Origin of the sequence: Streptomyces sp. NPDC005722, assembly GCF_040630935.1 — a bacterium.
Lineage (GTDB): Bacteria > Actinomycetota > Actinomycetes > Streptomycetales > Streptomycetaceae > Actinacidiphila.
Genome location: NZ_JBEXYN010000007.1, coordinates 191,183 through 214,481, shown reverse-complemented (window position 1 = coordinate 214,481; position 23,299 = coordinate 191,183). Strand labels below are relative to the sequence as shown.

The following is a 23,299-nucleotide window of genomic DNA, read 5'->3' as shown; positions in this document are numbered from 1 at the left end:
TCTCTCGGGGTCGGCGGACCGTCCGGTCACAGCCCCATCGACTTGGCGATGATCGACTTCATGACCTCGCTGGTCCCGCCGTAGATGCGGTGCACGCGGTTGTCCGCGTACAGACGGGCGATCGGGTACTCCAGCATGTAGCCGTAGCCGCCGTGCAGCTGGAGGCAGCGGTCGATGACCTTGGCCGCTGTCTCGGTGCAGAAGAGCTTGGCGCGCGCGGCGTCGGCGGCGGTGAAGTCGCCGTGCTCGTGGGCCTCCAGGGCGCGGTCGACGACGGCCTGCATGGCGTCGACGTCGGAGGCGCACTCGGCGAGCACGAACTTGGTGTTCTGGAACTCGGCGACGGTCTTGCCGAAGACCTTGCGGTCGCGCACGTACTGGGTGGCGAAGCGGACGGCGGCGTCGGCCTGGGCGTAGGAACCGACGGCGATCGCGAGCCGCTCGACCGGCAGGTTGTGGGCCAGGTAGGAGAAGGCCCTGCCCTCCTCGCCGAGCAGGTCCTCGACGGGGACCTCGACGTCGGTGAAGGACAGCTCCGCGGTGTCGGAGGTGCGCAGGCCGATCTTCTCGAGCTTGCGGCCGACGGCGTAGCCCTCGCTCGTGGTGTCGACCACGAGGATCGACAGCCCGCGGCGGCGGTCCTCGGGGGTGGCGGGCGAGGTGCGGCAGACGACCAGCACGCGGTCGGCGACCACGCCGCCGGTGATGAAGGTCTTGGCGCCGTTGAGGACGTAGTGGGTGCCGTCCTCGGAGAGCTTCGCGGTGGTGGTCATCCCCGCCAGGTCCGAGCCGGTGCCGGGCTCGGTCATCGCGATGGCGGTCATCATGTCGCCGCTGATGAAGTCCGGCAGCCAGCGCTTCTTCTGCTCCTCGCCGGCGAACTCGAGGAGGTACGGGAGCACCAGGCCGGTGTGCACGCCGCTGCTGCCGAAGCTGACGCCGGCACGGGCGCACTCCTCGGTCACCACGGCGCTGAACTTCCAGCCCGTGATGCCGGCGCCGCCGTACTCCTCGGGCACCTCGATGCCGAAGATGCCCAGCTCGCCCAGGCGCCGGTAGAAGTCGCGGGGCGGGTACCCCGCCTCCTCCCACTCGGGGTAGACGGGCACGACCTCGTTGGCGATGAAGTCCCGGATCGTCTCCCGGAAGGCCTCGTGGTCCTCGTTGAATACCGTGCGACGCACTTGGCGCCTCCTCTGCACACCGAGCGATAAGCAAGCGCTCAGTAAGTTACTTCCCGGTTGTGCGCGCTGTCCAGAGCGGCGAAGGCGCCCAGGGCCAGCCGGTGCAGCAGCAGGGCGGTCGCCGCGCGGCCGGGCAGCCCACCGTGGGGGCCGAGGTGCGGGGTGGAGTTCAGGAGGCCGAAGACGGCGTGCACGGCCGCCCGGACCTCGGACTCGGCCGCACCGGGGTGCACGTCGCGGACGACGGTGACCCACTGCTCGACGTACTGGCGCTGCAGCTGGCGCACGAGTTTGCGGTCGGAGTCGCGGAGCCGGTCCAGCTCGCGGTCGTGGAGGATGATCAGCGCCCGGTCGTCCAGCGCGAAGTCGATGTGCCCGCGGACCAGGGCGTCCAGCGCCGCGGCCGGGCCGTCGGCCTCGGCGACGCGCATGCGGCCCGCCGAGTGGAGCCGGCCGCTGATCCCGACGAGCAGTTCGGCGAGCATCGCGTCCTTGCCCGCGAAGTGCCGGTACAGCCCCGGGCCGCTGATGCCGACGGCCGCCCCTATCTCGTCCACGCCGACCCCGTGGAACCCGCGCTCGGCGAAGAGCCGCGCGGCCTCCCTCAGGATCTGGTCGCGCCTGCCGCTGGCCGCCTTGGCCGCCGTCCTCGTGGGCTCCACACCGCACCTTTCCGCGAGGCGTCCGGTCTGCGGATGCCCCCGCGATCTCATCGTCCTACCATTCTAGACAGCCGTGTTAACGACCGCTAACGTGGTGGGGAACACGTTAACGACCGCTAACTCCTCCGGGGGCCCGTGACATGGAAGCACCCGTCCTCGCCAGCGCCGCGGATCCGGCGGGCGAGGCCTACCGCGCCAACGAGAAGGCGCACGCCGAGCTGTCCGCACGGCTGCGCGAGAAGCTCGCCGCGGCCGCGCTCGGCGGCGGCGAGAAGGCCCGCGCCCGGCACACCGCCCGCGGCAAGCTGCTCCCCCGCGACCGGGTGGACGGGCTGCTCGACCCCGGATCGCCCTTCCTGGAGCTCGCCCCGCTGGCCGCCGACGGCATGTACGAGGGCCAGGCCCCGGCCGCCGGCGTCGTCGCCGGGATCGGCCGGGTCTCCGGCCGCGAGGTCGTGGTCGTCGCCAACGACGCCACCGTCAAGGGCGGCACCTACTACCCGATGACGGTCAAGAAGCACCTGCGCGCCCAGGAGATCGCCCTGGACAACCGGCTGCCGTGCGTCTACCTGGTGGACTCCGGCGGTGCCTTCCTGCCGAAGCAGGACGAGGTCTTCCCCGACCGCGACCACTTCGGGCGGATCTTCTTCAACCAGGCCACCCTGTCCGCGCGCGGCATCCCGCAGATCGCCGCCGTCCTCGGCTCCTGCACGGCCGGCGGCGCCTACGTCCCGGCGATGAGCGACGAGGCGGTGATCGTCCGCGGCCAGGGCACGATCTTCCTGGGCGGCCCGCCGCTGGTGAAGGCGGCCACCGGCGAGGTGGTCACGGCGGAGGAGCTCGGCGGCGGCGAGGTGCACTCGCGCACCTCCGGCGTCACCGACCACCTCGCCGAGGACGACGCCCACGCGCTGCGCATCGTGCGGAACATCGTGGCGACCCTGCCGGCCCGCGGCGAACTGCCGTGGACGGTGGCCCCCGTCGAGGAGCCCGCCGTCGACCCGGCCGGGCTCTACGGCGCGGTCCCGGTCGATCCGCGCACCCCCTACGACGTCCGCGAGGTCATCGCCCGGCTCGTCGACGGCAGCCGCTTCGCGGAGTTCAAGGCCGAGTACGGCACGACGCTGGTCACCGGCTTCGCCCGGATCCACGGCCACCCGGTGGGCATCGTCGCCAACAACGGCATCCTGTTCTCCGAATCGGCCCAGAAGGGCGCGCACTTCATCGAGCTGTGCGACCAGCGCGGCATCCCGTTGCTCTTCCTGCAGAACATCTCGGGCTTCATGGTGGGCCGCCAGTACGAGGCGGGCGGCATCGCCAAGCACGGCGCCAAGATGGTCACCGCGGTGGCCACGACCCGGGTGCCCAAGCTGACCGTGGTCATCGGTGGCTCCTACGGCGCGGGCAACTACTCGATGTGCGGCCGCGCCTATTCGCCGCGCTTCCTGTGGATGTGGCCCAACGCCAAGATCTCCGTCATGGGCGGCGAGCAGGCCGCCTCCGTGCTGGCCACCGTCAAGCGCGACCAGATCGAGGCGGCCGGCGGCGACTGGGCGGCGGAGGAAGAGGAGGGCTTCAAGTCCCCCATCCGCGCGCAGTACGAGGAGCAGGGCAACGCCTACTACGCGACGGCCCGGCTGTGGGACGACGGGGTCATCGACCCCCTGCAGACCCGCCAGGTGCTGGGGCTGGCCCTGACCGCCTGCGCCAACGCGCCGATTCCGCAACGCGATCCGCAGGCGCCGGGCTTCGGCGTCTTCCGGATGTAGGGGGAGCACCCAGATGTCAGCGATGTTCGACACCGTCCTGGTGGCCAACCGCGGCGAGATCGCCGTCCGCGTCATCCGCACCCTGCGGCGGCTCGGGATCCGTTCGGTCGCCGTCTTCAGCGACGCCGACGCCGGCGCCCGCCATGTGCGCGAGGCCGACACCGCCGTGCGCATCGGCCCCGCCGCCGCCACCGAGAGCTACCTGTCCATCGAGCGCCTGCTGGAGGCGGCCGCCCGCACCGGTGCCCAGGCCGTCCACCCGGGCTACGGCTTCCTCGCCGAGAACGCCGCCTTCGCCGGCGCCTGCGCGGAGGCCGGGCTCGCCTTCATCGGGCCGCCCGCCCGGGCGATCGAGCTCATGGGCGACAAGATCCGCGCCAAGGAGACCGTCCACGAGGCCGGCGTCCCGGTCGTGCCGGGCAGCAGCGGCAGCGGGCTCAGCGACGAGCAGCTGACGGCCGCCGCCCTGGAGATCGGCACCCCCGTGCTGCTGAAGCCCTCCGCGGGCGGCGGCGGCAAGGGCATGCGCCTGGTCCGGGACACCGCCCTGCTCGCGGAGGAGATCGCGGCCGCGCGGCGCGAGGCACGCGGCTCCTTCGGGGACGACACCCTGCTGGTGGAGCGGTGGATCGACCGTCCCCGGCACATCGAGATCCAGGTGCTGGCCGACGGCCACGGCAACGTGGTGCACCTCGGCGAGCGCGAGTGCTCCCTGCAGCGCCGCCACCAGAAGGTGATCGAGGAGGCCCCCTCGGTCCTGCTGGACGAGGCGACCCGGGCCGCCATGGGAGCCGCCGCCGTGCAGGCCGCGCTGTCCTGCGGCTACGTCGGCGCGGGCACGGTGGAGTTCATCGTCCCGGGCGCCGACCCGTCCGCCTACTGCTTCATGGAGATGAACACCCGCCTGCAGGTCGAGCACCCGGTCACCGAACTGGTCACCGGCCTGGACCTGGTGGAGTGGCAGCTGCGGATCGCCGCGGGCGAGCGGCTCTCCTTCGGCCAGGAGGAGGTCGCCCTGACCGGGCACGCCGTCGAGGCCCGGATCTGCGCCGAGGTGCCCTCGCGCAACTTCCTGCCGTCGGCGGGCACGGTGCTGGCGCTGTCCGAGCCCGCGGGCGAGGGCGTGCGCGTCGACTCGGGACTCGGCGCGGGCAGCGAGATCGGCACGTCCTACGACCCCATGCTCGCCAAGGTCATCGCCCACGGCCCCGACCGACCGACGGCGCTGCGCCGGCTGCGGGCCGCGCTCGCCGGGACGACCGTGCTGGGCCTGGAGACCAACACCGGCTTCCTGCGCCGCCTCCTGGCCCATCCCGACGTCGTCTCCGGGGAGATGGACACCGGCCTGATCGACCGGGAGCTTTCCGGCCTGGTGCCCTCCGAGGTGCCCGTCGAGGTGTACGCGGCGGCCGCGCTGCTGCGCCACGCGGCCCTGGAGCCCGCGGCGACCGCCGGCTGGCGGGACCCGTTCTCCGTGCCGAGCGGCTGGCGGCTCGGCGGGGAGCCCGCCTGGACGGACCACTGGCTGCGGGTGCCCGGGGCCGAGGCCGTACGCGTGCGCGTCCGCGGCGGTGCCGGGGAGGCGGAGGTGCGCGTCGAGGACGCCGCGCCGGTGCGTGCCCGGCTGCTCCGCGGCTCCGGGCAGCGGGTCACCGTCGAGTGGGACGGCGTCACGCACGTCTTCGAGCACGCCGGCGACTGGCTCGGCCGGGACGGCGACGGCTGGCACCTTCAGCCGTACGACCCGGTCGAGGCCGCCCTGCGCGGTGGCGCCGGCGCCGGCGGGGTGGACACCCTGGCCGCGCCCATGCCGGGCACGGTGACCGTGGTCAAGGTCGCCAAGGGCGACGAGGTCACCGCGGGCCAGAGCCTGCTCGTGGTGGAGGCGATGAAGATGGAGCACGTCATCACCGCCCCGCACGACGGCACCGTCACCGAGATCGACGTGACCCCGGGCAGCACCGTCGCCATGGACCAGGTGCTCGCCGTCGTCACCCCGCACCAGGAGGAGGCGGAATGACGGACGTCGAACGGACCCCAGGACTGCCCATGTCCGTGCCGCTGGCCGGGCTCCCGCCCCGCGTGCGCATCCACGAGGTCGGCGCACGCGACGGGCTGCAGAACGAGAAGGCCACGGTGCCCACCGAGGTCAAGGCCGAGTTCGTGCACCGCCTGGCCGGCGCCGGGCTCACCACCATCGAGGCGACCAGCTTCGTGCGCCCCGAGTGGGTGCCGCAGCTGGCCGACGCCGAGCAGCTGATGCCGCTGCTGGACGACCTGGGCGACGGGGTCCGGCTGCCCGTGCTGGTACCCAACCGGCGCGGCCTGGAGCGCGCCCTGGCCCTGGGGGTGCGCGAGATCGCCGTCTTCGGCAGCGCCACCGAGTCCTTCGCCAAGGCCAACCTCAACCGCAGCGTCGACGAGTCGCTGGAGATGTTCGCCCCGGTCGTCGCCACCGCCAAGGAGGCCGGGGCGAGGGTCCGCGGCTACCTGTCGATGTGCTTCGGCGACCCCTGGGAGGGCCCCGTGCCCGTCCCGCAGGTCGCCGCGGTGGCCCGCCGGCTCCTCGACCTGGGCTGCGACGAGCTCAGCCTCGGCGACACCATCGGCGTCGCCACCCCCGGTCACGTCGTGGCACTGCTGGACGCCCTGGGCGGCCTGGACGTGCCCGTCGAACGGCTCGCCGTCCACTTCCACGACACCTACGGCCAGGCACTGTCCAACACCCTGGCCGCGCTCCGGCACGGCGTGACCGTCGTCGACGCCTCCGCAGGCGGCCTCGGCGGTTGCCCCTACGCCAAGAGCGCCACCGGGAACCTCGCCACCGAGGACCTGGTCTGGATGCTCGACGGCCTCGGTGTCGAGACCGGGGTCGACCTCAGCCGCCTCACCGCCACCAGCGTGTGGATGGCGGAGCAATTGGGCCGACCGAGCCCGTCCCGTACCGTCCGCGCCCTCTCCCACCAGGAGTGACCACAGCCATGACGACCGCCCACCGGCTCCCCGCCGAGTACGAGGAACTCCGCCGCACGGTGGAGGAGTTCGCGCACGACGTCGTCGCGCCCAAGATCGGCGAGTTCTACGAGCACGACGAGTTCCCCTACGAGATCGTCCGTGAGATGGGCCGCATGGGCCTGTTCGGGCTGCCGTTCCCCGAGGAGTACGGCGGCATGGGCGGCGACTACTTCGCCCTGTGCATCGCCCTGGAGGAGCTCGCCCGGGTGGACTCCTCCGTGGCGATCACCCTGGAGGCGGGGGTCTCGCTGGGCGCCATGCCGGTCTTCCGCTTCGGCACCGAGGAGCAGAAGCGCACCTGGCTGCCCCAGCTGACCGCCGGCGAGCAGCTGGGCGCCTTCGGGCTGACCGAGCCGGAGTGCGGTTCGGACGCCGGTGGCACCCGCACCACGGCCCGGCTGGACGAGGCGACCGGCGAGTGGGTGATCAACGGCACCAAGAGCTTCATCACCAACTCGGGCACCGACATCACCGCCCTGGTCACCGTGACGGCGGTCACCGGCCGCAAGGAGGACGGCCGCCCGGAGATCTCCTCGATCATCGTGCCGTCGGGCACCCCGGGCTTCACGGTGTCGAAGAAGTACAGCAAGGTCGGCTGGAACGCCTCCGACACCCGGGAGCTGTCCTTCTCCGACTGCCGCGTGCCCGCCGCCAACCTGCTGGGCGAGCGGGGCCGGGGCTACGCCCAGTTCCTGCGCATCCTGGACGAGGGCCGGATCGCCATCGCCGCGCTGGCCACCGGTCTCGCGCAGGGCTGCGTGGACGAGTCGGTCCGCTACGCGAAGGAGCGCACGGCCTTCGGGCGTCCGATCGGCGGCAACCAGGCGATCTCCTTCAAGCTCGCCGACATGGAGACGCGCGCCCACACCGCCCGGCTGGCCTGGCGGGACGCGGCGTCCCGGCTGGTGGCCGGCGAGCCCTTCAAGAAGGAGGCGGCGATGGCCAAGCTCTACTCCTCGGAGATCGCGGTCACCAACGCCCGCGAGGCCACCCAGGTGCACGGCGGCTACGGCTTCATGAACGAGTACCCGGTCGCCCGCATGTGGCGGGACTCCAAGATCCTGGAGATCGGTGAGGGCACCAGTGAGGTCCAGCGCATGCTGATCGCGCGCGAGCTCGGCCTTCCGGCGTAGTTCCACCCCCTCCCTGCCCGATATCGGGCAGAAATATTGCGATCAGCCTCCTCCATCCCACAGTATCGACCGGTGCTCGAACACCGGACGACCCACGACGACCTCGTCGACCACCTGGTGCGGACCACGCCGCTGCAACGCGGTGAGGCCGCCCGGGTGGTCCTCGACGTCCTGGCGTACTTCGACGAGCCGGCCGAGGACTACGTGCGGCGCCGCCACCGCGAGCTGCAGGCCAGGGGTCTGCAGAACACGGAGATCTTCGAGCGGATCACGGCCGAGCTGCCGCACCGGGCGGTCACCCCGCCCGCGTACTCACTGCGGCAGCTGCGCCGCATCGTCTACGGCTGACAGGGAGACCGGGCCGCCTCGTGCGACCGGGAGGGACGGAAACATGTGTGGAATCGTCGGCTACATCGGGAAGCGTGACGTGGCCCCGCTGCTGCTGGAGGGCCTGCAGCGGCTGGAGTACCGCGGGTACGACTCCGCGGGCATCGTGATCTCCGGCCGGTCCGGCGGGCTCAAGGCCGTCAAGGCCAAGGGCCGGGTCCGCGAGCTGGAGGCCCGGGTCCCCAAGCGCTTCGCCGGCACCACCGGCATAGCCCACACCCGCTGGGCCACCCACGGCGCCCCCAGCGACGAGAACGCCCACCCGCACCTCGACACCGAGGGCAGGGTCGCCGTCGTCCACAACGGCATCGTCGACAACGCCGACGAACTGCGCGCCAAGCTGATCGCGGACGGCGTGGTCTTCGCCTCCGAGACCGACACCGAGGTCATCACCCACCTCGTCGCCCGCTCCCAGGCCGCCTCCCTGGAGGAGAAGGTCCGCGAGGCGCTGAAGGTCGTCGAGGGCACCTACGGCATCGCCGTGATGCACGCCGACTTCCCCGACCGGATCGTCGTGGCCCGCAACGGCTCGCCGGTCGTCCTCGGCATCGGCGAGAAGGAGATGTTCGTCGCCTCCGACGTCGCCGCGCTGATCTCCCACACCCGCCAGGTCGTCACCCTCGACGACGGCGAGATGGCCACCCTGAAGGCCGACGACTTCCGCACGTACACGACCTCGGGCACCCGCACCACCGCCACCCCGGAGACCGTGGAGTGGGAGGCCGCCTCCTACGACATGGGCGGTCACGACACGTACATGCACAAGGAGGTCTGCGAGCAGCCCGACGCGGTCGACCGTGTGCTGCGCGGCCGGATCGACGACAAGTTCTCCACCGTGCACCTGGGCGGCCTGAACCTCGACGCCCGCGAGGCCCGCGGCATCCGCCGTGTGAAGATCCTCGGCTGCGGCACCTCGTACCACGCCGGAATGATCGGCGCCTCGCTGATCGAGGGCCTGGCCCGCATCCCGGCCGACTCCGAGCCGGCCTCCGAGTTCCGCTACCGCAACCCGGTCGTGGACCCCGACACGCTCTACATCGCCGTCTCGCAGTCCGGTGAGACCTACGACGTGCTGGCGGCGGTCCAGGAGCTCAAGCGCAAGGGCGCCCGCGTCCTCGGCGTGGTGAACGTGGTGGGCTCCGCCATCGCCCGGGAGACCGACGGCGGCGTGTACGTGCACGCCGGCCCGGAGGTCTGCGTCGTCTCCACCAAGTGCTTCACCAACACCGTCGTCGCCTTCGCGCTGCTCGCCCTGCACCTCGGCCGCATCCGCGACCTGTCGGTGGCCGACGGCAAGCGGATCATCGAGGGCCTGCGCAGGCTGCCCGCGCAGATCCAGGAGATCCTCGCGCAGGAGGAGGACATCAAGAAGCTGGCGGCCGAGTACGCGGACGCCAGGTCGATGATGTTCATCGGCCGGGTGCGCGGCTACCCGGTGGCGCTGGAGGCCTCGCTGAAGCTGAAGGAGATCTCCTACATCCACGCCGAGGCGTACCCGGCCTCCGAGCTCAAGCACGGGCCGCTGGCCCTGATCGAGCCCGCGATGCCGACCGTGGCGATCGTCCCGGACGACTCGCTGCTGGAGAAGAACCGCGCCGCGATGGAGGAGATCAAGGCCCGCAGCGGACGGATCCTGGCGGTCGCGCACCAGGAGCAGGAGAAGGCCGACCACACCATCGTCGTCCCGAAGAACGAGGACGAGCTCGACGCGATCCTCATGGGCATCCCGCTCCAGCTGCTGGCCTACCACACGGCGCTGGCCCTGGGCCGGGACATCGACAAGCCGCGCAACCTGGCGAAGTCCGTGACGGTCGAGTAGCCGGCGGCCCCGGTCACGACGAGGCCCCCGCGCCGTTGCCCGGCGCGGGGGCCTCGTCCTCGTTCCCGAGGGTCAGGCCGCGTGCCCGCGGCGCGGCACGGACAGCCGCCAGCCGTCGGCGAGGGCGCGCCGGCCCCACGCGGCGTTGGTGAGCAGTGCGGTCCCGCCGTACCAGGCGACCGCGCCGGCCGCGAGGGCGACCCAGCCGGCCACCTTGCCGAGGCCGCCGTTGGAGGCGAGTGCGGCGACACCGGACAGGGCCGTGGCGACGGTCAGCAGCCCGAAGACCGCCTGCGCCACCCCGCCCATCTGCCAGGCGGCCATCGTCAGGCTGAGCGCCAGCAGCGCCCACAGGAGCATGAAGAGCCCGGCGGCCTCCTTGCTCGCACTCGCACCGGACCCCGCCGACCAGGTCACCCAGAAGGCGCCCAGTGAGGCGAAGGCGGTGCCGGTGAAGCCGTTGCCGCCGTAGAACTCCCACATGCCGGCGACGAATTGCGTCACGCCGCCGACGACGAGTGCGAGCCGGGCGGCGTCCGCCGTCGCGGTGTTGTCGAATACGCCGGTGCTGAGCAGCCCGTAGGCGATCAGCGTCAGGCCGAGTGTCAGATATCCCAGAGCCGTCGCGCCGGCTCCTGCGGTGCGTGCCGTGGAGACGTCGTTGTCCACCGCGGGCCCCCTTCGGGTACGAGGGAAGAAACTGCAGATGAGATACCCTTCACAAGGGCACAAGCAATCCCGCGGAGGCCTGATTCAGGGCCTCGTGCACCGAATCGTTATGGAATGACCACGACAGGCCGCTGCGCGCGGCGGGCGAGGCGCCCGGCGACCGACCCGAAGATCTTGCCGATGATCCCGTGCGTCCCACCCACCACGATGGCGTCGGCCTCGTACTCCCGGCCGACCTCCTCCAGTTCGTGGCAGATGTCGCCGCCGCGCTCGACCAGGATCCACGGCACCTCCGACAGGTGGTCGGCGCAGGCGAGTTCCAGGCCGAGCACCTCGGTGCGGTGGTCGGGGACGTCGACGAAGACGGGCGGCTCGCAGCCCGCCCACACGGTCGCCGGGAGCCGGTTGGCGACGTGCACGATGATCAGTGCGGAACCGGACCGGCGGGCCATGCCGATGGCGTACGCGAGGGCCCGTTCACTCGACACGGAGCCGTCGAAACCGACGACCACGCCGTGCCGGAACGCGGGATCACAGGAAGTGCGCGGCTCGCAGTCCGCCTCGGGCACCGCCGCCGATTCGGCGAGCGGCTTTCCTTCGGCGGGCTCGGGGAGCTCGTAACCGGCCATGATGCGGTTTCTCGGCAAGGTCGGCGCCGGGGGCGCCGAGTGGGCGGACAACAACAGTGCGGGGGCCGCGGGACCGGCCTGATTTCGACCGGTAAGGGGCTGCCCTTCCCGCTGACTCCAGAGTACGGCGACTGTGGGCCCCTGCACAGATGCGCAGTCGCCCTCACAGCGTCCCCCTACCCCGGAGTTTCCAGGAGAATGCCGGAGCGGGCGGCGGAGCGCAACGCCCGGTCGCCAATCGGACAAGTCACCCCGCGCGCGGCCCTCCCCCACTGTCCGCCTCCGGCCATATCCGGAATCGTCCTCCCGGCCCCACGAGGCGGAGGGGGCGCACTCGTTCCCCGGCCACACGGGGGGCGTACGACGGAGCGCTGACCAGGGGCGCGTACAGGACTTCCCATCATTTTCGGCCAACTTCCCATCCTGGTGCGGGACTTGGGATCATGTGCCACAACCCCCGCCACCACCAGGGCGGAAGCGGAATGAGGGGGCGCACGGGCGTTGTGCGCCGGTTCCCCTCCCGGAAGGCACACTTCACGAGGAGAACGCTTCGTGATCGAATGCTTCACGCCACGTGGTCATGTCGACATACCGGCAGGTGGTGAACTTGCCACTGCGGGTACAGCGGAACGAGTAGATTCGATCTTGAGCGACAACGGCGGGGGACCCGTGCAGGACCGAGAGGACCAGACGACCGAGGGGGGCTTGAGCTCCATGACACAGGAGTCCAGGACCGGCACCATGGCGGAGATCCAGTCGGCCGCCGGCACGTCCACCGCACCGTCCGCGTCGACGGGTACGGCGCACGTCCCGTACGTCCCGGGAGCGTCCGGCGCCCCGGTGAGCACCTCCGTTCCGTCCGGCCCGTCCGCCACCGCCCAACAGGGGCGCGGACCCCGCAAGTTGTCGGCACGGCGCCGTCAGGAGGTGGTCGCCGTCCTGCTGTTCAGCGGCGGGCCCATCTTCGAGAGCTCCATCCCGCTCTCCGTGTTCGGCATCGACCGCCAGGACGCGGGCGTTCCGCGTTACCGGCTGCTGGTCTGCGCCGGCGAGGACGGCCCCCTGCGCACCACCGGGGGGCTGGAGTTGTCCGCCCCGTACGGCCTGGAGGCACTGTCGCGGGCCGGCACGGTCGTCGTGCCCGCCTGGCGCTCGATCTCGCAGCCGCCGCCCGCCGAGGCGCTGGACGCGCTGCGCCGCGCCCACGAGGAGGGCGCCCGCATCATCGGGCTGTGCACCGGTGCCTTCGTGCTCGCCGCCGCGGGGCTGCTGGACGGCCGCCCGGCCACCACGCACTGGATGTACGCGCCGACCCTCGCCAAGCGCTACCCGTCCGTCCACGTCGACCCGCGCGAGCTGTTCGTCGACGACGGCGACGTCCTCACCAGCGCCGGAACCGCCGCCGGCATCGACCTGTGCCTGCACGTCGTGCGCAGCGACCACGGCGGCGAGGCCGCCAACGCGCTCGCCCGCCGGCTGGTCGTACCGCCGCGCCGCGGCGACTGGGGCGGCCAGCCCCGGCACCTCGACCGCTCTTTACCCGAGGAGATCGGCGGCGATCCGCTCGCCGAGGTCGTCGCCTGGGCCCTGGAGCACCTGCACGAGCAGTTCGACGTGGAGACCCTGGCCGCCCGCGCCTACATGAGCCGCCGCACCTTCGACCGCCGTTTCCGCACCCTGACCGGCAGCGCTCCCCTGCAGTGGCTGATCACCCAGCGCGTCCTGCAGGCCCAGCGGCTGCTGGAGACCTCCGACTACTCCGTGGACGAGGTCGCCGCACGCTGCGGTTTCCGCTCGCCCGTCGCGCTGCGCGGGCACTTCCGCCGCCAGCTCGGCTCCTCCCCCGCTTCGTACCGGGCCGCCTACCGCGCCCGGCGCCCGCAGGACGATCCGGACCCCGCCGCGCTCGGCGCCACCCGTGAACCGCGCGGGGCCGAGGCGGCCGGCGGCCCGGTCCCGGCCCCCCGCCGCAGCCCCGTGCCCACCGCGGACCGCGGCAACGGCGGGGTGCTGCAGATCCCGGGGCAGAACGGTCCCGGCACCGGCCCGGGCACGCCCAAGACCGAGGGCGAACCGCCCTACGCGGCGCGCATCCCGGAGCAGCCCGGCAGTCGCTTCGACCCGCGCGAGCCGCACGGCAGCCGGCGTCCGCGGGGCGACCGGGACGGCCGTGACGGGCGCAGTCGCAGCGCGACTATGCCTGCTCCGCGGGATCGCCCCGTAGGGTGAGACGTATGAACGACCGGATGGTGTGGATCGACTGCGAGATGACCGGGCTCTCCCTGGCCCAGGACGCTCTGATCGAGGTGGCGGCGCTCGTCACCGACTCGGAGCTCAACGTGCTCGGCGAGGGGGTGGACATCGTCATCCGTCCGCCGGCCGAGGCCCTGGAGAGCATGCCGGAGATCGTCCGCACGATGCACACCACCTCCGGGCTGCTCGACGAGCTCGACGGCGGGGTGACGCTGGAGGAGGCGGAGAAGCTCGTCCTGGACTACGTGCGCCAGTACGTGACCGAGCCCCGCAAGGCGCCGCTGTGCGGCAACTCGGTCTCCACCGACCGCGGCTTCCTCGCCCGCGACATGCCGGCCCTCGAGCAGCACCTGCACTACCGCATCGTCGACGTCTCCTCCGTCAAGGAGCTGGCCCGCCGCTGGTACCCGCGCGCCTACTTCGCGAGCCCCGAGAAGAACGGCAACCACCGCGCCCTCGCCGACATCCGGGAGTCCATCGCGGAGCTGCGCTACTACCGCGAGGCGGTCTTCGTGCCGCAGCCGGGACCCGACACGGAGACCGCGCGTTCGATCGCGGCGAAGTACGTCCTGCCTGCGGAAACGGTGGAGTGAGCGACCCACGGGAAACGTGGCAGCGAGCACCCCGCCGGACCCTGTACACTTTTTCTCGGCCGGTGCGGAGCAGTGAAAAGCGCCGGTCGTGGTGGGTGTAGCTCAGCTGGTAGAGCACCTGGTTGTGGTCCAGGATGTCGCGGGTTCGAGTCCCGTCACTCACCCTGTCGACTGAGGGCCGGTCCGTGGAAACGGACCGGCCCTCAGTCGTGTGCGGACCTGCTCGCGGGCCCGGCCCCCGGCGGTGGCCCGCCGGTCGTGGCGGCCGGGACCACGGGGCAGGGCCCACGCGGCCCCGGCCGGGCGGGTCAGCCGGCGACGGCCTCGGCGGCGGCGAGCGCGGGCTGCCAGGGGTACTCGGGCCCGGGCCCGGCGTCGCCGAGCAGCAGCGTGACCCCGGCGGCACGCAGGGTCTCCAGCGAACGCTCGTACTGCGGGTGCTGCATGAGCCCGGCGTTCACGGAGGGCATCGCCACCGTCGGGACGCGCTTGCCCAGGCCCTCGGCGAGGACCCCGGTCACGAAGGTCCCGGTGAGGCCCAGCGCCCATCCGTTGATCGTGTTGAAGGTGGCCGGGGCCACCAGGATCACGTCGGCCGGGGGCCAGACCTCGGGCAGGCCGGGCAGCGGGTACTCGTGGCGTACGGGGCGGCCGGTCAGCGCGGCCAGCCCGTCCAGGCTCGGCTCCAGCCAGCGGGCCGCCGTGGGCGTCAGCCCGAGGCACACGTCCCAGCCGCGCACCTGCGCGTCCTCGATGACCCGCGCGACGTCGAAGACGGGCGGGGCGGCACCGGCGAAGAGGTAGAGGGTCCGAGTCATGCGGCCCACCCAATCGCGGGAAGTGGATCTTACGCAACCGTATGCGGGACCGGACGCCCGGCGGCCCTCACGGGGCCCAGTGGTACTTGCCCCCGCCGAGCCAGCGCACGACCTGCGGGTCGTCGAAGTCGACGTGTTCCCGCCCGGCGTCGTGGGCGATGCGGACGACGTCGAGCAGGTCGTGGGCGATGCCGACGGGCTGCCCGTCGATCTGCACGATGCGGAAGGGCGGGTCACCGGCCTGGACGGGGGACACGACGATCAGGGTGCTCACCTGTCCAGCTTGCGGCACCCCGGCACGCGCCGCACCCGCCGCGCCGCGCGCCCGAAGTGGCCCCGCCGCGCGGCGGGCGAATGGCCCTCGGCAGGCCCGTCCCCGCGCTCGTAGCGTGGGGGGCATGAGCACCGACTCCTCCCGTACGGCCCTTGCCTCCCGTACCGCCCTCGCCTCCCGGCTGCGCGCCCTGCACGTGCCGGGCGACCCGCTGGTCCTGCCGAACGTCTGGGACTGCGCCTCCGCGCTCGCCGTGGCCGACGCGGGCTTCCCCGCGGTCGCCACCGGGAGCGCCGCCATGGCACGCGTCCTCGGGTACCAGGACCGGGAGGGCACCCCCGCGGAGGAGATGCTCGCCGCGGTGGCCCGCATCGCCCGGGCCGTCCCCGTGCCGGTGACCGCCGACATGGAACGGGGCTACGGGATGGCGCCCGCGGAGCTGGCGGAGCGGCTGTCCGCGACCGGCGCCGTGGGCTGCAACCTGGAGGACACCGACCACCGCACGGGCCTCCTGGCCGACGCCGGGGAGCAGGCGGAGTACATCGCCGCCCTGCGCGCGGCGGACCCCGAGCTGGTGATCAACGCCCGGACGGACTGCTTCCTGCGCCGCGACGCCGACCCCGCGCGGCGCCTGGCGGAGGCGGTGGAGCGGGCACGGGCGTACCTGGCGGCCGGCGCGGACTGCGTCTACCCGATCGGGGCGCTGGACGAGCCGGCCGTGGCGGCCGTCGTCGAGGCCGTGGACGGCCGCCCGGTCAACGTGCTGTCCCGGCCCGGCGGGCCGTCACGGGCCCGTCTGGCGGAGCTGGGGGTCGCCAGGATCAGCTTCGGTCATCAGCTCCACCAGCTGGTCCAGGGGTACTTCGCCGGGCTCCTGGCGGCGGTCGCACGCGGGGACAGCCCGTTCACACACGCCTGACGGGTCGTCAGCCGTCCGTGCGCGGCGGCGACTCGTCGTTGCCGCGCCGGATCGTGCGCAACGGGCCGCCGGGCCGCCACACCTGCAGGACGAGGTCGGGGTCCTCGACGTAGGTGCGTACGACCTCGGCGATCTCGGCGCGGAAGAGGTGGAAGGGCCCCTCGGGCACCGTCACCTCGCCGGTGAAGCGGGCGATCACCGCCGCGTCGGTGACCTCGACGGCGCGCCCGGAGATCCGCACGTCACCGCCGTCCATGGAGGTGTCCGGGCCGGGGTTGACGTGGAGCGCGAAGCGCGGGTCGCGCCGCAGGTCGAGGGCCTTGCGGGAGCGGGGCATCATGCCGAGCCACAGCTCGCCGAACCGGAACTCGGCCTCGATGCCGCTGAGCCGGGGAGCGCCGTCGGCGCGGAGGGTGCCGAGGACGTGGTGCTTGTAGCCGCCGAATCGGGTGCGCACGGCCTCGGCGAGGCCGGGCTGCGCCTCCTGGAAGTCTGTCCAGCTGGTCGTCATGCCGCCATGCTGCCCGGCATACCCGACATCCTCTGTCGGCATTGCCGGGGCGGGATCACTCCTCGCCCGGGAGGCGGCGGGCCGGGGCGTCGCCCTGTCCCTGACGGGCCGCCTGCCAGATCCCGCGCAGGCGGTCCAGCTCGGCCAGTTCGGCACGCGACCAGGTGCGCCGGCCCGCGACGTACCGCCGTATGGCCTCATTGGCGGCTTCGACGGATCGGCGGTCCAGAACAACGGTCGGTGGCATGCCTTGATTTTAGGAGAGGGGTGTGACAAAGAGCCCTGGTTGACGGCCTCGTGGGGCCATGTCACACCGTGAGCCTCCTCACGTGACGGGGCTCACTCCCCCCGGTCCGCGCCGGCTCCCTGGTCGCGCGCGTTCTGTGGCGCCACGGTCCGCCGGGACCCCAGGGAGCCGCGCCCACGCCCCTGACCGGCGCCTCTCCCGCCACAGGGCAGGCGGCACGAGGCCGGGCGGGCGGTTCCGGGTCCGCGCGCCCGCCCTCCGCAGCGCGCGACGGCGGTACGGCCGGGCAGCCGGGAAGGCCGCGCGGCGGTCAGGCCGCGCATCGGTCCCGCCGTGCGTGGTCGGGCCGCGTGGTCAGGCCGACTCGCGGCGCACGAGCTCCGTCGACAGCACCACCTGCCGGCGGGTGGCGGTGCTCGCCGCGATCTCCTCCAGCAGCACCCGCGCCATGGTGCGGCCCATCTCCTCGATCGGCTGCCGCACGCTGGTGAGCGGCGGGTCGGTGTGGCGGGCGATGGCCGAGTCGTCGAAGCCGATCAGCGCCACGTCGTCGGGCACGCGCCGCCCCTTCTCCCGCAGCACCTGCAGCGCTCCGCTGGCCATCACGTCGGATGCCGCGAAGACCGCGTCGACGTCCGGCCGGCGCCCCAGCAGCGCCCGCATCGCGGCACGCCCGCCCTCCTCGGTGAAGTCGCCGGCCGCGACCAGCGCGTGGTCGTGGGCCAGCCCGGCATCCTCCACCGCCTGGCGGTAGCCGTCGAGGCGGGAGCGGGCGACGTACATGTCCAGGGGCCCGGTGATGGTGGCCACCGCCTTGCGCCCGCGCCCCAGCAGGTGGGCGACGGCCGAACGGGCGCCGCCGACGTTGTCGGAGTCGACGTACGACACCGACTCCAGGTCGGAGCGGCGGCCGCTCAGCACCGTCGGCATCTCCAGCTGCTCCAGCAGGTCGGGCAGCGGGTCGTCCTCGTGCACCGAGACCAGCAGGACGCCGTCGACCCGGTGCGCGCCGAGGTACTGGGCGAAGCGCTGCCGTTCCTTGGGCGTCCGCAGCAGCGTGAGCAGCAGCTGCATGTCGGTGTCGGCGAGCTCGGCGCCGACGCCCCGGATGATGTCGGAGAAGTACGGCTCGGCGAAGAGCCTGGTCTCCGCCTCCGGGATGACCAGGGCGATCGCGTCCGTCCGGTTGCCCGCCAGGGCGCGCGCCGCGCGGTTGGGGACGTAGCCGAGCTCGGCGATGGCGGCCTCGACCGCGGTCTTGGCGCGGTCGCTCACCCGGGGCGATCCGTTGATCACCCGGGAGACCGTGCCGCGGCCCACTCCGGCACGCGCGGCGACCTCCTCAAGCGTCGGCCTGCCGCTGCGCCGTCCGCCGATCACCATTGCGGCCTCCCAATCACGAGGTGGTAACTGCGCCAACTTAGAGCGTCTGCTCCCTTGACACCTCATCGGGGAACGGAGACTCTTCAACACATCACGTATGGGAGCGCTCCCACACTATCGAACACGTACACTTCCCGCACGTACCCGGAGGACCCGAATGCGCACGACAAGGAAGTCGTCCCGGCCACGAGGCCGTACCGCGGCCGTCGCGATAACCGCGGTGGCAGCGCTGGGAGTGAGCCTGCTCGCCGGCTGCTCCAAGGACAGCGACGAGCCGGCCAAGGCCGGTGGCTCGGAGGGTGACGGCAAGGGCAAGATCACCCTCACGGTCGGCACCTTCGGTGTCTTCGGCTACAAGCAGGCCGGTCTGTACGAGGAGTACGAGAAGGCGCATCCGAACATCACGATCAAGGAGAACGTGATCGAGCGGAACGACGCCTACTACCCGCAGCTGCTGACCCACCTCGCCGCCGGCAGCGGCCTGAGCGACATCCAGGCCATCGAGGTCGGCAACATCAACGAGGTCGTCACCACCCAGGCGGCGAAGTTCGAGGACCTCTCCAAGGCCGAGGGCGTCGACAAGTCGAACTACCTCGACTGGAAGTGGGCGCAGGCCAGCACCTCCGACGGCAAGACCGTCGCGCTCGGCACCGACATCGGCCCGATGGCCATCTGCTACCGCACCGACCTGTTCAAGGCGGCCGGTCTGCCCACCGACCGCGAAGAGGTCGGCAAGCTGTGGGCCGGTGACTGGAGCAAGTACCTGGACGCGGGCAAGACCTACACCGAGCACGCGCCCAAGAACACCACGTTCCTGGACTCGTCCGCCGGTCTCTACCAGGCGATCAGCAACTCCGCCTCCGAGCGCTACTACGACAGCAGCGGCAAGGTCATCTACAAGACCAGCCCCTCCGTGAAGGAGGCCTGGAACCTGGCCATGGAGGCCACCACCGGCAAGATGACCGCCAAGCTGAAGCTGTTCGACAAGGCCTGGGACCAGGGCTTCGCCAACGGCCGCTTCGCCTCGCTCCCCTGCCCGTCGTGGATGCTCGGCTACATCCAGGAGAAGGCCGGCGACGCGGGCAAGGGCAAGTGGGACGTCGCCGCCGCGCCGAAGCCCGCCAACTGGGGCGGCTCCTTCGTGGGCGTGCCCTCGGCCGGCAAGAACAAGGCGGAGGCCGTCAAGCTGGCCGCGTGGCTGACCGCCCCCGCCCAGCAGGCGAAGGTCTTCGCCAAGCAGGCGAGCTTCCCGAGCGCCCCGGGCGCCTATGACCTGCCCGAGGTCAAGGACGCCAAGCACGAGTACTTCAACAACGCGCCGATCGGCCAGATCTTCGCCGACGCGGCCAAGAGCATCCCGACCCTGGTGATCGGCCCGAAGGACCAGCAGATCTACACGGCCATCACCGACGTCGGCATCCTGCAGGTCGAGCAGCAGGGCAAGACCCCTGCTCAGGGCTGGGCGGCTGCCGAGAAGGAAATCGACAACGCACTGGACCAGTGACCCGCATGGCTTCGGAGACCTCCGACATGACCGCAGTGACCGCGCCCCCCTCCGAGGGGGGCGCGGCCCCGCGCGGCGGCTCCGGCCGTCCGCGCGACGCACGTGACGAGCGACGCGGCCGCTGGCGCAGCCGCCGCTACCGGTGGGACGTCAAGGCGATGCCGTACGCCTTCGTCTCGCCCTTCTTCCTGTTCTTCGCCGCCTTCGGCCTCTTCCCGCTGATCTACACGGGCTGGTCCTCCTTCTACCGGGTGGAGCTGACCAACCTCGACGCGCGCGAGTTCGTCGGCTTCCACAACTACACCCGTCTGCTGGAGGACGAGTTCTTCTGGAACGCCCTGAAGAACACGTTCACCATCGGTGTGATCTCGACCGTCCCGCAGCTGCTGATCGCGCTGGGCCTGGCCCACCTGCTCAACTACAAGCTGCGCGGCTCGACCTTCTTCCGCGTCGCGATGCTCACCCCGTACGCCACCTCGGTCGCCGCCGCGACGCTGGTCTTCACGCTGATGTTCGGCACCGACTACGGCATGATCAACTGGGGCCTCGAGCACCTCGGGTTCAGCAACCACATCGACTGGCGGGCGGGCACCTGGTCCTCGCAGATCGCGGTCTCGTCGATCGTGATCTGGCGGTGGACCGGTTACAACACCTTGATCTACCTGGCCGCGATGCAGGCCGTACCGCACGACCTGTACGAGTCCGCGGCGCTGGACGGCGCCTCGCGCTGGCAGCAGTTCCGCCACGTGACGATCCCGATGCTGCGGCCGACGATCCTCTTCACGATCGTGGTCTCGACGATCGGTGCCACCCAGCTCTTCGGCGAACCGTTCCTCTTCGGCGGCCCCGGCGGCGAGAAGGGCGGCTCCTCCCACCAGTTCCAGACGCTGGGCCTGTACCTGTACGAGCAGGGCTGGACGAACTACCACCTCGGGCGGGCCTCGGCCATCGCCTGGGCGATGTTCCTGCTCCTGCTGCTGATCGCCGCCGTCAACGGGCTGGTCGCCCGCTGGCTGCGCAAGAACCACGAGGGGTGACGACGATGGCCACCATCTCGACCAACCCGGCGGATCAGGCGGCCGGCGCGGCGGACGCGCCCCGCAAGGCCAAGCGCCGCACCCCCGGGGCGCCCAAGGCCGGACGGCAGCTGCACGCGGGCCCGTTCACCTACATCGTGCTGATCGTCTTCACCGCGATATCGCTCTTCCCCCTGGTGTGGACCGCGATCGCCGCCTCCCGGACGAACTCGCGGCTGGCGCAGACCCCGCCGCCGTTCTGGTTCGGCTCGAACCTCTTCAGCAACCTGCAGACCGCGTGGACCGAGGCCAACCTCAGCACGGCGCTGCTGAACACGACCATCGTCGCGGGCAGCATCACCATCGGCACGGTGCTGTTCTCCACGATCGCCGGCTTCGCCTTCGCCAAGCTGCAGTTCAGGATGAAGAACTTCCTGCTGATGCTGACCATCGGCACCATGATGGTGCCGCCGCAGCTGAGCGTGGTGCCGCTGTTCCTGTGGATCGCGGACCTCGACTGGACGAACCACCTCCAGGCGGTCGTCCTGCCGACCTTCGTCAGCGCCTTCGGTGTCTTCTTCATGCGGCAGTACCTCTCCCAGGCGCTGCCCACCGAGATCATCGAGGCCGCCCGCGTCGACGGCGCCAGCAGCCTGCGGATCGTCTGGCACGTGGTCTTCCCGGCCGCCCGGCCCGCGATGGCGGTCCTGGGCATGCTGACCTTCGTCGCGGCCTGGAACGACTTCTTCTGGCCGATCATCGCGCTGACCCAGGAGAACCCGACCGTGCAGGTCGCGCTCACCAGCCTCGGCCGCGGCTACATCCCCGACGAGTCCGTCATCATGGCCGGCGCGCTGCTCGGCACGCTCCCGCTGCTGCTGGTCTTCGTGATCTTCGGCAAGCAGATCGTCGGCGGCATCATGCAGGGCGCGGTCAAGGGCTGAGCCCTCCCCCGGCCGCGGCCGCGCCCCTCCCCCTCACTCCTCTTGTTCACTCGTTCCGATGGGAGCGCTCCCGTATGACAGCGTCCGACATCCGTCCCGCAGCGAGCGGCACCGCCGCAGCCGGCGGCCACCAGTTCCCGCCCGGCTTCCTGTGGGGTGCGGCCACCGCCGCGTACCAGATCGAGGGCGGCGCTGCCGAGGACGGGCGCACCCCGTCGATCTGGGACACCTTCAGCCACACCCCCGGCAAGGTCTTCGAGGGCCACACCGGCGACGTCGCCGCCGACCACTACCACCGGTTCCGCGACGACGTGCGCCTCATGGCCGACCTCGGCCTGAGCGCCTACCGGTTCTCCGTCTCCTGGTCCCGCGTCCAGCCCACCGGCCGCGGGCCGGCGGTGGAACGCGGCCTCGACTTCTACCGCGCGCTCACCGACGAGCTGCTGGAGCACGGCATCCAGCCCGCCGTCACCCTCTACCACTGGGACCTGCCGCAGGAGCTCGAGGACGCCGGCGGCTGGCCCGCCCGCGACACCGCGGAGCGCTTCGGCGAGTACGCGCGGATCGTCGCCGAGGCGCTCGGCGACCGCGTCCAGCTGTGGACCACCCTCAACGAGCCCTGGTGCAGCGCCTTCCTCGGCTACGGCTCCGGCGTCCACGCCCCGGGCCGCACCGACCCGGTCGCCGCCCTGCGCGCCGCCCACCACCTCAACCTCGGCCACGGCCGCGCCGCCGAGGCGCTGCGCTCGGTCCTCCCGGCCCGCGCCCAGCTCGGCATCACCCTCAACCTGCACCAGGTCCGCGCGCTCACCGGCTCCGCCGGCGACGTGGACGCCGCCCGCCGCATCGACGCCGTCGGCAACCGGGTCTTCACCGGCCCGCTGCTCAAGGGCGCGTACCCGCGGGACCTGCTGGAGGACACCCGCGGCCTGACCGACTGGTCCTTCGTCCAGGACGGCGACCTCGCCGCGATCAAACGCCACCCGCTGGACGTGCTCGGCATCAACTACTACACGCCCACCCTGGTGTCGGACGGCGCCTCCGTCGACGGCCCGCGCAGCGACGGCCACGGCTCCAGCGCGTTCTCGCCCTGGCCGGGCGCGGACGACGTCGCCTTCCACCAGCCCCCGGGCGAGCGGACGGCGATGGGCTGGTCCGTCGACCCGACGGGCCTGTACGACCTGCTGATGCGGATGAACCGCGAGTTCCCCGACCTCCCGATGCTCATCACCGAGAACGGCGCGGCCTACGAGGACTCCGTCGGCCCCGACGGCGCGGTGCACGACCCCGAGCGGGTGGAGTACCTGCGCGTCCACCTCGAGGCGGTCCACCGCGCCATGCGCGACGGCGCCGACGTCCGGGGCTACTTCCTGTGGTCCCTGATGGACAACTTCGAGTGGGCGTACGGGTACAGCAAGCGCTTCGGCGCGGTCTGGGTCGACTACGAGACGCAGGAGCGCATCCCGAAGTCCAGCGCCCACTGGTACGCGGGCGTCGCCCGCAACGGCGCGCTCCCCGACGCGGGCCCCGACGCGGCGGAGGCCGACGCCTCGTCGTGACGCGGCGACGG

At 72.1% G+C, this 23,299-nt stretch carries 22 protein-coding genes and 1 tRNA gene; 14 read left to right on the top strand and 9 right to left on the bottom strand.

Going from position 1 to position 23,299, the window contains the following annotated elements; genetic code table 11:
• Positions 1-26 precede the first annotated feature (26 nt).
• Both ABZ479_RS11970 and ABZ479_RS11965 read right to left on the bottom strand, forming a co-directional pair.
• Complete coding sequence (locus ABZ479_RS11970; RefSeq protein WP_500461474.1) at positions 27-1,184, bottom strand: acyl-CoA dehydrogenase family protein; 1,158 nt, start codon at positions 1,182-1,184, stop codon at positions 27-29.
• A gap of 38 nt (positions 1,185-1,222) precedes the next feature.
• The gene (locus ABZ479_RS11965; RefSeq protein WP_499599135.1) at positions 1,223-1,846 is read right to left on the bottom strand and encodes an SACE_7040 family transcriptional regulator; all 624 of its coding nucleotides are present in this window, start codon (positions 1,844-1,846) and stop codon (positions 1,223-1,225) included.
• A 140-nt stretch (positions 1,847-1,986) separates the two neighbouring features.
• Between ABZ479_RS11965 and ABZ479_RS11960 the strand changes: the two genes are divergently transcribed.
• From ABZ479_RS11960 to glmS, 6 genes are all read left to right on the top strand, one after another.
• Positions 1,987-3,615, top strand: coding sequence for a carboxyl transferase domain-containing protein (locus ABZ479_RS11960; RefSeq protein ID WP_500461473.1), 1,629 nt, complete (start codon positions 1,987-1,989; stop codon positions 3,613-3,615).
• Positions 3,616-3,637: 22 nt separating this feature from the next.
• On the top strand, positions 3,638-5,635 hold the full coding sequence (locus ABZ479_RS11955) for an acetyl/propionyl/methylcrotonyl-CoA carboxylase subunit alpha (RefSeq protein ID WP_500461516.1): 1,998 nt from the start codon (positions 3,638-3,640) through the stop codon (positions 5,633-5,635).
• Complete coding sequence (locus ABZ479_RS11950) at positions 5,632-6,588, top strand: hydroxymethylglutaryl-CoA lyase (protein WP_500461472.1); 957 nt, start codon at positions 5,632-5,634, stop codon at positions 6,586-6,588. Before ABZ479_RS11955 ends, ABZ479_RS11950 begins: the two co-directional genes overlap by 4 nt.
• An 8-nt stretch (positions 6,589-6,596) precedes the next feature.
• Positions 6,597-7,763 carry an acyl-CoA dehydrogenase family protein gene (locus ABZ479_RS11945; RefSeq protein WP_500461471.1) on the top strand — a complete coding sequence of 389 codons (1,167 nt, stop codon included), beginning with the start codon at positions 6,597-6,599 and terminating at the stop codon, positions 7,761-7,763.
• A 72-nt stretch (positions 7,764-7,835) separates the two neighbouring features.
• The gene (locus ABZ479_RS11940; protein WP_500461470.1) at positions 7,836-8,111 is read left to right on the top strand and encodes a hypothetical protein; all 276 of its coding nucleotides are present in this window, start codon (positions 7,836-7,838) and stop codon (positions 8,109-8,111) included.
• A 43-nt stretch (positions 8,112-8,154) separates the two neighbouring features.
• Positions 8,155-9,969: a glutamine--fructose-6-phosphate transaminase (isomerizing) gene (gene glmS / locus ABZ479_RS11935; RefSeq protein ID WP_500461469.1), complete on the top strand. Its 1,815-nt coding sequence runs from the start codon at positions 8,155-8,157 to the stop codon at positions 9,967-9,969.
• Positions 9,970-10,041: 72 nt separating this feature from the next.
• Here the strand turns inward: glmS and ABZ479_RS11930 are convergent, their stop codons facing one another.
• Together ABZ479_RS11930 and ABZ479_RS11925 are read right to left on the bottom strand one after the other, a co-directional pair.
• Entirely contained in the window at positions 10,042-10,638 is a 597-nt protein-coding gene (locus ABZ479_RS11930) for an acetate uptake transporter (RefSeq protein ID WP_499599144.1), read from the bottom strand.
• Between the two features lie 107 nt (positions 10,639-10,745).
• A complete protein-coding gene (locus ABZ479_RS11925) occupies positions 10,746-11,267 on the bottom strand; it encodes a universal stress protein (RefSeq protein WP_499599145.1) in 522 nt (173 codons plus the stop codon).
• A gap of 714 nt (positions 11,268-11,981) precedes the next feature.
• On the opposite strand from ABZ479_RS11925, the gene ABZ479_RS11920 reads away from it, so the two are divergent.
• The 3 genes from ABZ479_RS11920 to ABZ479_RS11910 all read left to right on the top strand — a co-directional run bounded on the left by ABZ479_RS11920 (position 11,982) and on the right by ABZ479_RS11910 (position 14,277).
• Positions 11,982-13,496, top strand: a complete 1,515-nt coding sequence (locus tag ABZ479_RS11920) for a helix-turn-helix domain-containing protein (protein ID WP_500461468.1) — start codon at positions 11,982-11,984, stop codon at positions 13,494-13,496.
• A gap of 5 nt (positions 13,497-13,501) precedes the next feature.
• A complete protein-coding gene (gene orn / locus ABZ479_RS11915; RefSeq protein ID WP_500461467.1) occupies positions 13,502-14,113 on the top strand; it encodes an oligoribonuclease in 612 nt (203 codons plus the stop codon).
• 91 nt (positions 14,114-14,204) lie between these two features.
• A tRNA-His gene (locus ABZ479_RS11910) sits at positions 14,205-14,277 on the top strand.
• A 144-nt stretch (positions 14,278-14,421) separates the two neighbouring features.
• On the opposite strand, the gene ABZ479_RS11905 is transcribed toward ABZ479_RS11910, so the two are convergent.
• Together ABZ479_RS11905 and ABZ479_RS11900 are read right to left on the bottom strand one after the other, a co-directional pair.
• Positions 14,422-14,931, bottom strand: coding sequence for a flavoprotein (locus tag ABZ479_RS11905; protein ID WP_499599151.1), 510 nt, complete (start codon positions 14,929-14,931; stop codon positions 14,422-14,424).
• A gap of 67 nt (positions 14,932-14,998) precedes the next feature.
• On the bottom strand, positions 14,999-15,205 hold the full coding sequence (locus ABZ479_RS11900; RefSeq protein ID WP_499599153.1) for a hypothetical protein: 207 nt from the start codon (positions 15,203-15,205) through the stop codon (positions 14,999-15,001).
• A gap of 124 nt (positions 15,206-15,329) precedes the next feature.
• Between ABZ479_RS11900 and ABZ479_RS11895 the strand changes: the two genes are divergently transcribed.
• The gene (locus ABZ479_RS11895; RefSeq protein ID WP_500461466.1) at positions 15,330-16,124 is read left to right on the top strand and encodes an isocitrate lyase/PEP mutase family protein; all 795 of its coding nucleotides are present in this window, start codon (positions 15,330-15,332) and stop codon (positions 16,122-16,124) included.
• A 7-nt stretch (positions 16,125-16,131) separates the two neighbouring features.
• On the opposite strand, the gene ABZ479_RS11890 is transcribed toward ABZ479_RS11895, so the two are convergent.
• From ABZ479_RS11890 to ABZ479_RS11880, 3 genes are all read right to left on the bottom strand, one after another.
• Positions 16,132-16,635 carry a pyridoxamine 5'-phosphate oxidase family protein gene (locus tag ABZ479_RS11890; RefSeq protein ID WP_500461465.1) on the bottom strand — a complete coding sequence of 168 codons (504 nt, stop codon included), beginning with the start codon at positions 16,633-16,635 and terminating at the stop codon, positions 16,132-16,134.
• A gap of 55 nt (positions 16,636-16,690) precedes the next feature.
• The gene (locus ABZ479_RS11885; protein ID WP_499599158.1) at positions 16,691-16,882 is read right to left on the bottom strand and encodes a hypothetical protein; all 192 of its coding nucleotides are present in this window, start codon (positions 16,880-16,882) and stop codon (positions 16,691-16,693) included.
• A gap of 354 nt (positions 16,883-17,236) precedes the next feature.
• Positions 17,237-18,265 (bottom strand): LacI family DNA-binding transcriptional regulator, encoded by a 1,029-nt coding sequence (locus ABZ479_RS11880; RefSeq protein WP_500461464.1) that lies wholly within the window; start codon positions 18,263-18,265, stop codon positions 17,237-17,239.
• 157 nt (positions 18,266-18,422) lie between these two features.
• On the opposite strand from ABZ479_RS11880, the gene ABZ479_RS11875 reads away from it, so the two are divergent.
• From ABZ479_RS11875 to ABZ479_RS11860, 4 genes are all read left to right on the top strand, one after another.
• The gene (locus tag ABZ479_RS11875) at positions 18,423-19,769 is read left to right on the top strand and encodes an ABC transporter substrate-binding protein (RefSeq protein WP_499599162.1); all 1,347 of its coding nucleotides are present in this window, start codon (positions 18,423-18,425) and stop codon (positions 19,767-19,769) included.
• Positions 19,770-19,774: 5 nt separating this feature from the next.
• Positions 19,775-20,806 (top strand): carbohydrate ABC transporter permease, encoded by a 1,032-nt coding sequence (locus ABZ479_RS11870; RefSeq protein ID WP_499599164.1) that lies wholly within the window; start codon positions 19,775-19,777, stop codon positions 20,804-20,806.
• A gap of 5 nt (positions 20,807-20,811) precedes the next feature.
• Entirely contained in the window at positions 20,812-21,729 is a 918-nt protein-coding gene (locus ABZ479_RS11865; RefSeq protein WP_500461463.1) for a carbohydrate ABC transporter permease, read from the top strand.
• A 74-nt stretch (positions 21,730-21,803) separates the two neighbouring features.
• Positions 21,804-23,288 carry a GH1 family beta-glucosidase gene (locus tag ABZ479_RS11860; protein ID WP_500461462.1) on the top strand — a complete coding sequence of 495 codons (1,485 nt, stop codon included), beginning with the start codon at positions 21,804-21,806 and terminating at the stop codon, positions 23,286-23,288.
• Positions 23,289-23,299 lie beyond the last annotated feature (11 nt).